Genomic DNA, 10981 nt, shown 5'->3' on the forward strand with positions numbered 1-10981 from the left:
TCAACACCGACATCCGCGCTTGGATCGACACCTGGAACGACAACCCCCGCCCTTACATCTGGACCAAGACCGCCGACCAGATCCTGACCAGCATCGCCAACTACTGCACTCAAATTAATGACTCAGGACACTAGCCCGTTCCGCGCAGTCCGCCGAGTTCGTCGAACGCCTGAGCCCAGCCGACCAGGCGATCCGTCGCGCCGGCCAGCTCGGTGCGGTAGTGCTGCGATGCGACGGATCCGTCGCCGTTCGCCGAAGACACCAATTGCGCTGCCGCGGTGACCATTTCGTTGTATTGGCGGACGCCGGCGCTGAGCTGCGCGGTGAACGCGTTGATGGTGGGCGCCAGATACGAGCGTGGCTCGCCGCCGACCTGCGCCGCCCGCTCCATCGACACCACTTGCGCGGCGGTGGCCGCCATGGCCGCCGAGGTTCTGGCGGCCGCCGCGGTGAGGTCGCGGATCTCGGCCGTCGGCAACATCGCGCCCCGCTCGATGACGGACACCAATGACGTGAACCCGCGCTCGGAGGCACCCAGCGCGTACATGGCGGGGCGCGCCGCCGAACCCGGCGGCGGCAGCCGCCGCGTGCTCGCGGTCCGGGGCTCCGGCAACGGCTCGGATCGCAGCCAGCGATAGCGCAGCAGCAACAGCGTCGCCGGGATGGCCATGAAAACCGCTACGCCGCCGGTGATTTCCAGCAGCAGCGCGAACCAACCCCACGCCGCGAGCAGCATCGTCACCGCCGCCCAGAACACGCAGCCGGCGCTGAAGATCAGACCCCACCGCAGCGCGCGGCGCCGTCGGCGCAGCAGGCGCGCGCGGGGGTCCGCGGCCGCGCTGATCCGGCGGGCAACCAGGCCGGAAAAGTCGGCCGCGGTGGCCAGTCCGCGGTGCAGCAACGCGCGCCACGGGCGCGGTTGCGTCGCTTTCACCGCCATGACGCGCCGGTTACTGGCCAAGTGGCTTCTCGGTGGCCGCGCCGCCGGCTTTCTTCGCGGGCGCGGGGGTGCCGGGAGTGGCCCCGGCGGCGGGCGTCCCACCGGTGGGCAGGGCCTCACCGCGCATCGACGCGCGGATCTGCTCCAGCCGCGAATGACCGGCCATCTGCACCCCCGCCTGCTCCACCTCGAGCATCCGGCCCTGCACCGAGCCCTGCGCGAGCTCGGCGGCCCCGATCGCGTTGGCGTACCGGCGCTCGATCTTGTCGCGCACCTCGTCGAGGCTGGGAACGTTGCCGGGCGCGGCGAGCTCGCTCATCGACTGCAGCGAAGCGCTCACCTGTTCCTGCATCTTGGCCTGCTCGAGCTGGCTGAGCAGCTTGGTGCGCTCGGCGATCTTCTGCTGCAGCACCATTGCGTTCTGCTCGACGGCCTTCTTGGCCTGCGCGGCCGCGCCCAGCGCCTGGTCGTGCAGGGCTTTGAGGTCTTCGACGCTTTGCTCGGCCGTCACCAGCTGGGCGGCGAACGCCTCGGCGGCGTTGTTGTACTCGGTGGCCTTCGCGGCGTCACCGGCCGCGGTGGCCTGGTCGGCCAGCGTCAACGCCTGACGCACGTTGACCTGCAACTTCTCCACGTCCGCCAGCTGACGATTGAGCCGCATCTCGAGTTGGCGCTGGTTGCCGATGACCTGCGCGGCCTGCTGGGTCAGAGCCTGATGCGCACGCTGCGCTTCCTCGATGGCCTGCTGGATCTGCACCTTGGGGTCTGCGTGCTCGTCGATCTTGGCGTTGAACAGCGCCGTGAGGTACTTCCACGCCTTGACGAACGGATTGGCCATGAGTTAGCTCCACCTTCGCTTCTTGAGGATCCGGATGGTCCCCGGATGGGCCTGGACGGGCTCCGCGTCTGTCGCTCAATTTAACGGGTCGGCGCCGATCGCCCCACCCCTTACGCGCGATCGCCCCGGCGCTCAGGCCAGCGCCAGCGACGCCACGGGCGGGATGACGACCTTGATGCTGGTGCCGCTTGCCCGGTCCGTCGGCGCGGCGACGGCCGCCCGCTCCTCGCTGGCCATCCGCTCGCCGGCGTGGGTGAGCACGGACGACAGCGGGACGTCGAGGGCGTCGCAGATCGCGTTCAGCAGCTCGCTGGACGGCTCCTTGCGGCCGCGCTCCACCTCGGACAGGTACCCGAGGCTCACCCGCGCCGAATCAGACACCTCACGCAGCGTCCGGCCCTGTGTCGTGCGGGCCTCGCGCAGCACGTCGCCGATGACCTCGCGCACCAATGGCGGCATCCCGCTCTCCTTCGTCCAATCGGCCCTGCTCGGCACGTACTCAGCTTGCCCTTGGCAGGTGCTCTCTAGGTGAACGCCGACAGCTGTGGTCTGGTTCCCGTGCGCCGCGCCCGGATTCACCGGGGTGTGCGGCGTATTTCCCGGACGGTCGACACCACATAGTCGATGCCGGTGATCACCGTCAGCACGACCGCCGCGCCCATCACCACCGCCGCGACCACCCGCAACGGCCCCACCGGTGGCAGCACGAACAATCCGATCGCGAGCACCTGCACCACGGTCTTGAGTTTGCCGCCCCAGCTGGCCGGGATGACGCCGCGGCGAATGACGGCCAACCGCAGCACGGTGACCCCGAATTCGCGGACCAGGATCAGCACCGTGACCCACCACGGCAGTTCACCGAGCATCGAGAGCCCGATCAGCGCCGAGCCCACCAGCGTCTTGTCCGCGATCGGATCGACGAACGCGCCGAATTCGGTCGCCATGCCGTAGTTGCGGGCCAGCAGGCCGTCCAGCCGATCGGTGATGCAGGCGGCCGCGAAGATGACGAAAGCGACCACGCGGAAACCGTTTTGGTGGCCGTCCCCGGCGAACAGGGCGAGCAGGAAGATCGGCACCAGCACCAGCCGCAACAGGGTCAGCGTGTTGGCGAGGTTGGCGATGTTTGCGCGGCCTACCATCGGACCCGTCTGCGGCTGCCCCGGCACGGCAACAGAATAACGGTTGACCAGCACACCTGTCCGAGACGTCGATACTGTTAGCCGTGACCCAAAGTCCGCAGCGTTCTCGGCCGCCGGTTCGGCGCGCCCGAACCTCCGATGTTCCGGCCATCAAGCAGCTGGTCGACACCTACGCGGGAAAGATCCTGCTGGAGAAGAACCTCGTGACGTTGTACGAGGCCGTGCAGGAATTCTGGGTGGCCGAACACCCGGATTTTCCGGGCCGGGTGGTCGGCTGCGGGGCGCTGCACGTGATGTGGTCCGATCTCGGCGAGGTCCGCACCGTGGCGGTCACCCCGGAACTCACCGGCCACGGCATCGGCCACGCGATCGTCGACCGGCTGCTCGATGTCGCGCGCGAGCTGCAGTTGAAGCGGCTGTTCGTGTTGACGTTCGAAACCGAGTTCTTCGCCAAGCACGGGTTCACCGAGATCGAGGGCACACCGGTCACCGCCGAGGTGTTCGAGGAGATGTGCCGCTCCTACGACATCGGTGTGGCCGAATTCCTGGACCTCAGCTACGTCAAGCCGAACATCCTCGGCAACTCGCGGATGTTGCTGCGGCTCTGACTCGCCGAGCGGCGCTACTCGGGGTCGCCCCCGTCGGCGTCGGCGCCGCCCCGGATCAGCGCCAAGGTCCCGGCCAGCTCGTCCGGCTTGATCAGTACCTCGCGCGCCTTCGAGCCCTCGGACGGGCCGACGATGCCGCGGGTCTCCATGAGATCCATCAGCCGGCCCGCCTTGGCGAAGCCGACGCGCAGCTTGCGCTGCAGCATCGACGTGGAGCCGAACTGGCTGGACACCACCAGCTCGACGGCCTGCAGGAACACGTCCATGTCGTCGCCGATGTCCGGGTCGACGTCGGTGCGCTCGCCGGTGGGCTTGGCCGTGGTGACACCCTCGGTGTACTCGGGTTCGGCCTGGTCCTTGCAGGCGGTGACGACGGCGTGGATCTCCTCGTCGGTGATGAAGGCGCCCTGCAGCCGGATCGGCTTGTTGGTGCCCATCGGCAGGAACAGCCCGTCGCCCATGCCGATCAGCTTCTCGGCGCCGGCCTGGTCGAGGATGACGCGGCTGTCGGTGAGCGACGACGTGGCGAACGCCAGCCGGGACGGCACGTTGGTCTTGATCAGGCCGGTGACCACGTCCACCGACGGGCGCTGGGTGGCCAGCACCAGGTGAATCCCCGCGGCGCGGGCCTTCTGGGTGATCCGCACGATCGCGTCCTCGACGTCGCGCGGGGCCGTCATCATCAAGTCGGCCAGCTCGTCGACGATGGCCACCACATACGGGTAGGGCCGGTATTCGCGTTGGCTGCCCAGCGGCGCGGTGATGGCGCCGGATCGGACCTTCGCGTTGAAGTCGTCGATGTGGCGCACCCGGGACGCCTGCATGTCCTGGTACCGCTGTTCCATCTCCTCGACCAGCCACGCCAGGGCGGCCGCCGCCTTCTTGGGCTGGGTGATGATCGGGGTGATCAGATGCGGGATGCCTTCGTACGGCGTGAGTTCCACCATTTTCGGGTCGATCAGGATCATCCTGACCTCTTCCGGGGTGGCCCGCGCCAGCAGCGACACCAGCATGGAGTTGACGAAGCTGGACTTGCCGGATCCAGTGGAGCCGGCCACCAGCAGGTGCGGCATCTTCGCCAGGTTGGCCGAGATGAAGTCGCCCTCGATGTCCTTGCCCAGCCCGATCACCAGCGGGTGGTGGTCGCGCCGGGTCGACGGGGAGGTGAGCACGTCGGCCAGCCGCACCATTTCGCGGTCGGTGTTGGGCACCTCGATGCCGACGGCCGACTTGCCGGGGATCGGGGCCAGCATACGCACGCTCTCCGTGGCCACCGCGTAGGCGATGTTCTTCTGCAGCGCGGTGATCTTCTCGACCTTCACGCCGGGTCCCAGCTCCACCTCGTAGCGGGTGACGGTCGGCCCGCGCGTGCAGCCGGTCACGGCGGCGTCGACCTTGAACTGGGTCAGCACCTCGGTGATGGCGTCCGCCATGACGGTGTTCGCGGCGCTGCGTTTCTTGGGCGGATCGCCGGCCACCAGCAGGTTCAGCGAGGGCAGCGTGTACGGGCCCTCGACGATGCGGTCCAGCTCCGCGGTGGCGCGCTTGTCCGCCGACCGTCCGCGCCTGCCACCCCGTGCGGCGGGTGCTGCGGGTGCGAGGGCGGGTTCGGGCATGGTCGGGATGTCGTCCTGCAGCGCGGCCTGGGCGTCGTCGTCGGGCGACCACGGCGGCGGCTCGTCCTCGGGGACCGAAGACGCGTCGTCGTAGTAGTAGGCGTCGCGGTCCGGCTCGTCGTCGAACTCGTCGGCGTAGTCGTACGGTTCGTCGGCGCCGACCAGGCGGGTGCCGAACATGGCGCGAACCACGTCGGGCACCTCGCGGATGGTGGTCCCGGTGAGCAGCAACAGCCCGAACATGAAGCCGATGAACAGCAACGGCGCGGCGATCCAGGGCGTGAGACCGTCCGAGAGCGGCCCACCGATGGCGAAGCCGATGAAGCCCGCCGCGCGCCGGCGCGCCTCGGGGTCCCCCGGCGAACCGGACCACAGGTGGCGCAGACCGAGGACCGACAGCGTGATCAGGCTGGCGCCCAGGATCAGTCGCGGGCGCACATCCGGGTTGGGTTCGGTGCGCATCAGGGTCACCGCCACCGCGGCGGCGACCACCGGCAGCGCCAGCACGCCCGCGCCGATGAAGGTCCGCAGCAGCGTGTCGACCCACGCGCCGACCGGTCCGGCTGCGTGGAACCACGAACTCGCCGCGACCACCACCGAAAAGCCCAGCAGCAGCAGCGCGAGGCCGTCGCGGCGATGCCCGGGGTCGATGTCGTGGGCCCGCCCGATCGACCGGGCCGCGGTGCCGGTGCCGCGGGCGGCCATCAAGTAGACGGCGCGCAGCGCGCGACCGCAGGTCAGCCCGGCCCCGACCAGCGGCGCGTGGCTGCGCCCCCTGGCGGGCTTGCCGGCCTTCTTACCGGCCTTCTTGCGGGGCGCCGCCGGGCGCGCACGCCGGGACCCGCCGGCGCGCGAAGGGGCCTTTGACCTGCTCGTTCGGCTTGCGGAGCGGGCCGCGGTCTTACTGGGCATGACGGCAAGGGTAGTCGCTACGACATCATCTACACCACCCGCCACACTGGTAACGACTCCGCTTCTCGGGTATGGGGCCAGCCGGCCGCGAAATCGCGTGAGTAGGGTGACATTCGGTTGCGAGAGTTGCGCTCGTCACCCACCCCCCGACAGCACCCCAGGAGGCCATCAATGCCCGTTGTCGTCGTCGCCACCCTGACTGTCAAACCCGAGTCGGTCGACACCGTTCGCGACATCCTCACGCGGGCGGTCGAGGAAGTACACGACGAGCCGGGCTGCCAGCTGTACTCGCTGCATGAGTCGGGCGAGACCTTCGTCTTCGTCGAGCAATGGGCCGACGCCGAGGCGCTCAAGGCGCACAGCACCGCGCCCGCGGTCGCCAACATGTTCACCGCGGCCGGCGAGCACCTGGCCGGCGCCCCCGACATCAAGATGCTGCAGCCGACCCCGGCGGGCGACCCGGCCAAAGGACAGTTGCGGCCCTGATGGCCGGCTCGTCGGCAGGCCCCCTGCGGGGCAAGGTCGCCTTCATCACCGGCGCCGCGCGCGGGCAGGGGCGCGCGCACGCGGTGCGGCTGGCCGCCGACGGCGCGGACATCATCGCCGTCGACCTGTGCGACCAGATTGCCAGCGTCCCCTACTCGCTGGCCACCGCCGACGACCTGGCGGCCACCGTGAAGCTCGTGGAAGACACCGGCGGTCGCATCGTGGCCGCCCGGGGTGACGTCCGCGACCGCGAATCGCTGGCGGCGGCATTGCAGACCGGCCTGGACGAGTTCGGCAGGCTGGACATCGTGGTGGCCAACGCCGGGATCGCCCCCATGCAATCCGGTGACAACGGCTGGCGAGACGTCATCGACGTCAACCTCACCGGCGTCTACCACACCATCAAGGTCGCGATACCGACGATGATCAGGCAGGGCACCGGCGGGTCGATCGTGCTGATCAGTTCGAGCGCGGGGCTGGCCGGTGTCGGCAGTCCGGACGCCGGTTCGGTCGGCTACGCGGCCGCCAAGCACGGGGTGGTCGGGCTGATGCGGGTCTACGCGAATCTTCTTGCCGGGCAGATGATCCGGGTCAATTCGATCCATCCGTCCGGTGTCGAGACCCCGATGATCAACAACGAGTTCACCCGAGAGTGGCTGGCCAAGATGGCCGCCGCGACGGACACGCCGGGGGCCATGGGCAACGCGATGCCGGTGGAGGTGCTCGACGTCGAGGACATCGCCAACGCGGTGGCGTGGCTGGTTTCCGACCAAGCGCGCTACATCACCGGTGTCACCCTGCCCGTCGACGCGGGATTCCTGAACAAGTAGCGGCCATGGCACGAAACCCTGTTGCGCAGACGGCATTTGGACCGATCGTGCTGGCCGCCGTCGAGCAGAACGAGCCGCCCGGCCAGCGGTTGGTCGACGACGACCTCGCCGAGCTCTTCCTGCCGGCGCCGCTGCGGTGGCTCGTCGCGGCGACGCGGTTCGCGCCGGCTCGCCGGTTGATGATCCGTGGCTCGGAGTTCACCGGTCCTGGACTGTGGGCGAATCTGGCTTGCCGCAAGCGTTTTATCGCCGACAAGCTCAAGGAGTCGATCGACGACATCGACGCCGTCGTCATCCTCGGGGCGGGCCTGGACACCCGCGCCTACCTGCTGACGCGGCGGGTCCGCAAGCCGGTGTTCGAGGTCGACCTGCCGGTGAACGTGGCGAGGAAATTCAAGACTGTCCGGCGGGTGCTCGGTGAGCCGCCGCTGTCGGTGCGGCTGGTGGCGCTGAACCTCGAGCACGACGACCTGCTCACCTCGCTCGCCGAACACGGATACCGCACCGACTACCGGGTCTTCTTCGTCTGCGAAGGCGTCACGCAATACCTCACCGAAGCGACCGTCCGGCGCACGCTGGACGGTCTGCGTGCGGCCGCCCCCGGCAGCCGTTTGGTGTTCACTTACGTCCGTAGGGATTTCATCGACGGCACCAACCGGTACGGCACCCGCACGCTGTACCGGAAGGTACGCCGGCGGCGGCAACTGTGGCACTTCGGTTTGCAGCCCGACGAAGTCGCCACGTTCCTCGACGAATACGGCTGGCGGCTGGTGGAGCAGGCCGGGCCCGACGCGCTCGTCGCGCGCTATGTCGAGCCCACCGGCCGCAGGCTCAAAGCATCACAACTGGAATGGTCGGCCTACGCCGAGAAGATCTAGCGATCGCCGCACCCCGCGACACGTAAACGTTGACGACGACACGCCAAAGGACGTCGCTGCGGTTTGTGTCTGGATATCGCGTCAGACCTCGATGACGGTCGGCACGATCATCGGCTGGCGGCGGTAGGTTTCGCCCACCCACTTGCCGACGGTGCGCCGTACACCCTGGGCGATGCGGCTCGGATCGGTGATGTGCTCGGCCAGCAGCGCTTCCAGCTCCGCCTCCACCCTGCGCACCGCGGGCTCGAGCGCCTTGGGATCCTCGGAGAATCCGCGCGAATGCAGCTGCGGCGGGGCGACCGGACGCCCCGTGCCGCGCGCGACCACCACCGTCACTGCCACGAAGCCCGACGACAGGATGAGCCGCTCACCCAGGGTGATGTCACCGACGTCGCCGTTGATCAGGCCGTCGACGAACATCTTGCCGACCGGCACCGCGCCGGCGATCGAGGCCCTGCCCGCCACCAGGTCGACGCTGACTCCGTTCTCGGCCAGCAGGATCGACTCCTCCGGCACCCCGGTGCGGGCCGCCAGTTTGGCGTTGGCGCGCAGCATGCGCCATGTGCCGTGCACCGGCATGACGTGGCGCGGCCGAATCCCGTTGTACAGGAACAACAGTTCGCCGGCATAGGCGTGTCCCGAAACGTGCACGCGGGCTTGGGCATTGGTGACGACGCGGGCCCCGATCTTGGCGAGTTCGTCGATGACGCCGTACACCGCTTCTTCGTTGCCCGGGATCAGCGACGAAGCCAGCACCACCAGATCCCCGGCGGTCAGCGTGATGCTGCGATGCTCGCCGCGCGACATCCGTGATAGCGCCGACATCGGTTCGCCCTGCGTGCCGGTGGTGATCAGCACCACCCGGTCGGCCGGCATCATCTCGGCGGCACCGATGTCGATCACGTCCGAATCGGCCACCCGCAGAAATCCCAGTTCGCGCGCGATCCCCATGTTGCGCACCATGGATCGGCCGACGAACGACACCCGCCGGCCCAGAGCGACTGCGGCGTCGATGATCTGCTGCACCCGGTCCACGTTGGAGGCAAAGCACGCCACGATGACGCGTCCGTCGGCGCCGCGGATCAGGCGGTGCAGCGTCGGACCCACTTCGCTTTCCGAAGGCCCGACGCCGGGATGCTCGGAATTGGTTGAGTCGCAGAGGAACAGGTCCACCCCGGCATCGCCGAGCCGGGACATGCCGGGCAGGTCGGTGGGGCGGCCGTCCAGGGGAAGCTGGTCGAGTTTGATGTCACCGGTGTGCAGGACCGTCCCCGCGCCGGTGTGTACGGCGATCGCCAGCGCGTCGGGGATGGAGTGGTTGACGGCGAAATACTCGCATTCGTAGACGCCGTGCCTGGTCTTCTGGCCCTCGGTCACCTCGACGAACACCGGCTTGAGCCGGTGCTCGCGGCACTTCGCGGCGACCAGTGCGAGCGTGAACTTCGAACCGACCACCGGGATGTCGGGACGCAGCTTGAGCAGGAACGGGATGCCGCCGATGTGGTCCTCGTGGGCGTGGGTGAGCACGAGGGCCTCGATGTCGTCGAGGCGGTCTTCGATATGGCGCAGATCCGGCAGGATCAGGTCGACCCCGGGTTCGTCGTGGGTGGGGAACATCACGCCGCAGTCGATGATCAACAGCCGGCCCAGGTGCTCGAAAACCGTCATGTTGCGGCCGATTTCGCTGATGCCACCGAGAGCGGTGACCCGCAACCCTCCTGCGGCCAACGGGCCTGGCGGGGTGAGGTCTACATCCACTTCTCAGAAACTCCTCGGTTCACCGCAGCGTCGACGCCGCACGCATGTCGGCGGCCAACGCGTCGAGTTGTTCTGCGGTTGCGGGCATTTGCGGCAATCGCGGGTCGCCGACATCGATGCCCTGCAGGCGCAGGCCGGCCTTGGACATCGTCACCCCGCCCAGGCGGCCCATCGCGTCGCACAGCGGGGCGATGGTGGCGTTGATCTTTCGGGCGGTGGCGATGTCCCCGGAGTTGAAGGCGGACAACAGTTCCCGCAACTGTCCGGCCGCGACATGAGAGATCACGCTGATGAACCCGGTGGCGCCCATGGCCAGCCACGGCAGGTTCAGCGCATCGTCGCCGGAATAGTAGGCCAGGCCGGTCTCGGCGATGATCTGGCCACCGCTGTGCAGGTCGCCCTTCGCGTCCTTGATTCCCACGATGTTCGGGTGGGCGGCCAGCGCGCGGATGGTTTCGGGCTGGATCGGTATCACCGAGCGCGGCGGGATGTCATAAAGCACCACCGGCAGCTCGGTCGCGTCGGCGACGGCGGTGAAATGGGCGATCAGCCCGCTCTGCGGCGGCCTCGAGTAGTACGGCGTGACCACCAGCAGCCCGTGCGCGCCCTCGGCCGCGCAGGCCTTGGCCAGCCCGATGCTGTGGGCGGTGTCATAGGTACCCGCGCCGGCGATGACACGGGCCCGGTCGCCGACGGCCTCCAGCACGACGCGCAGCAGCTCCCGCTTCTCGTCGTCGGTGGTGGTCGGGGACTCGCCGGTGGTTCCCGAAACCACCAACCCGTCACAGCCCGCGTCGATCAGGTGATTGGCCAGCTGTGCGGCCGCGGCAGTGTCGACGCAGCCGTCGGGGCGAAACGGTGTGACCATCGCGGTCAGCAGAGTTCCCAGCAACGCTGGGGCGTCGAATCCGACCGTGCTCACGGTGTTCAGGTTACCTGGCGCGGGCAAGCGAATTGGCACCCACGTAAGCGCACG

Annotated in this window: 11 protein-coding genes and 1 pseudogene; 5 read left to right on the top strand and 7 right to left on the bottom strand. The window is 68.7% G+C overall.

What is annotated here, in order from left to right; genetic code table 11:
• Nucleotides 1-134, top strand: a pseudogene (locus OQ789_RS23885) (IS630 family transposase); the annotation flags it as partial.
• Here the strand turns inward: OQ789_RS23885 and pspM are convergent.
• The 4 genes from pspM to pgsA form a co-directional block, all read right to left on the bottom strand.
• Nucleotides 131-940, bottom strand: coding sequence for a phage shock envelope stress response protein PspM (gene pspM, locus OQ789_RS23890; protein WP_324688658.1), 810 nt, complete (start codon nt 938-940; stop codon nt 131-133). The pseudogene OQ789_RS23885 and the gene pspM overlap by 4 nt on opposite strands.
• 10 nt (nt 941-950) lie before the next feature.
• Nucleotides 951-1778: a phage shock protein PspA gene (pspA, locus tag OQ789_RS23895; protein ID WP_324688659.1), complete on the bottom strand. Its 828-nt coding sequence runs from the start codon at nt 1776-1778 to the stop codon at nt 951-953.
• Nucleotides 1779-1910: 132 nt separating this feature from the next.
• Entirely contained in the window at nt 1911-2237 is a 327-nt protein-coding gene (clgR, locus tag OQ789_RS23900) for a transcriptional regulator ClgR (protein WP_324688660.1), read from the bottom strand.
• Between the two features lie 116 nt (nt 2238-2353).
• On the bottom strand, nt 2354-2917 hold the full coding sequence (gene pgsA / locus OQ789_RS23905) for a CDP-diacylglycerol--glycerol-3-phosphate 3-phosphatidyltransferase (RefSeq protein WP_324688661.1): 564 nt from the start codon (nt 2915-2917) through the stop codon (nt 2354-2356).
• 83 nt (nt 2918-3000) lie between these two features.
• Between pgsA and OQ789_RS23910 the strand changes: the two genes are divergently transcribed.
• Entirely contained in the window at nt 3001-3525 is a 525-nt protein-coding gene (locus OQ789_RS23910; RefSeq protein WP_324688662.1) for an amino-acid N-acetyltransferase, read from the top strand.
• Nucleotides 3526-3539: 14 nt separating this feature from the next.
• Here the strand turns inward: OQ789_RS23910 and OQ789_RS23915 are convergent, their stop codons facing one another.
• Nucleotides 3540-6053, bottom strand: a complete 2514-nt coding sequence (locus OQ789_RS23915) for a DNA translocase FtsK (RefSeq protein WP_324688663.1) — start codon at nt 6051-6053, stop codon at nt 3540-3542.
• A gap of 171 nt (nt 6054-6224) precedes the next feature.
• On the opposite strand from OQ789_RS23915, the gene OQ789_RS23920 reads away from it, so the two are divergent.
• Genes OQ789_RS23920 through OQ789_RS23930 form a run of 3 tightly spaced genes read left to right on the top strand, consistent with a single transcriptional unit; the run spans nt 6225 to nt 8247 of the window.
• Nucleotides 6225-6539, top strand: a complete 315-nt coding sequence (locus OQ789_RS23920) for a putative quinol monooxygenase (protein WP_324688664.1) — start codon at nt 6225-6227, stop codon at nt 6537-6539.
• The gene (locus OQ789_RS23925; protein WP_324688665.1) at nt 6539-7369 is read left to right on the top strand and encodes a mycofactocin-coupled SDR family oxidoreductase; all 831 of its coding nucleotides are present in this window, start codon (nt 6539-6541) and stop codon (nt 7367-7369) included. Before OQ789_RS23920 ends, OQ789_RS23925 begins: the two co-directional genes overlap by 1 nt.
• Nucleotides 7370-7374: 5 nt before the next feature.
• Entirely contained in the window at nt 7375-8247 is an 873-nt protein-coding gene (locus OQ789_RS23930) for an SAM-dependent methyltransferase (protein WP_324688666.1), read from the top strand.
• 81 nt (nt 8248-8328) lie between these two features.
• On the opposite strand, the gene OQ789_RS23935 is transcribed toward OQ789_RS23930, so the two are convergent.
• A complete protein-coding gene (locus OQ789_RS23935) occupies nt 8329-10005 on the bottom strand; it encodes a ribonuclease J (protein WP_324688667.1) in 1677 nt (558 codons plus the stop codon).
• Nucleotides 10006-10024: 19 nt separating this feature from the next.
• The gene (gene dapA / locus OQ789_RS23940; protein ID WP_324688668.1) at nt 10025-10927 is read right to left on the bottom strand and encodes a 4-hydroxy-tetrahydrodipicolinate synthase; all 903 of its coding nucleotides are present in this window, start codon (nt 10925-10927) and stop codon (nt 10025-10027) included.
• Nucleotides 10928-10981: the final 54 nt, after the last annotated feature.

The organism is Mycobacterium sp. 94-17 (genome assembly GCF_035617725.1).
Taxonomy (GTDB): Bacteria; Actinomycetota; Actinomycetes; order Mycobacteriales; family Mycobacteriaceae; genus Mycobacterium.

Excerpts from the sequence above, each read along its gene's own strand:
- pspM (WP_324688658.1), bottom strand. The coding sequence starts at position 940 with ATGGCGGTGAAAGCGACGCAACCGCGCCCGTGGCGCGCGTTGCTGCAC.
- pspA (WP_324688659.1), bottom strand. The coding sequence starts at position 1,778 with ATGGCCAATCCGTTCGTCAAGGCGTGGAAGTACCTCACGGCGCTGTTC.
- clgR (WP_324688660.1), bottom strand. The coding sequence starts at position 2,237 with ATGCCGCCATTGGTGCGCGAGGTCATCGGCGACGTGCTGCGCGAGGCC.
- pgsA (WP_324688661.1), bottom strand. The coding sequence starts at position 2,917 with ATGGTAGGCCGCGCAAACATCGCCAACCTCGCCAACACGCTGACCCTG.
- OQ789_RS23915 (WP_324688663.1), bottom strand. The coding sequence starts at position 6,053 with ATGCCCAGTAAGACCGCGGCCCGCTCCGCAAGCCGAACGAGCAGGTCA.
- OQ789_RS23920 (WP_324688664.1), top strand. The coding sequence starts at position 6,225 with ATGCCCGTTGTCGTCGTCGCCACCCTGACTGTCAAACCCGAGTCGGTC.
- OQ789_RS23925 (WP_324688665.1), top strand. The coding sequence starts at position 6,539 with ATGGCCGGCTCGTCGGCAGGCCCCCTGCGGGGCAAGGTCGCCTTCATC.
- OQ789_RS23930 (WP_324688666.1), top strand. The coding sequence starts at position 7,375 with ATGGCACGAAACCCTGTTGCGCAGACGGCATTTGGACCGATCGTGCTG.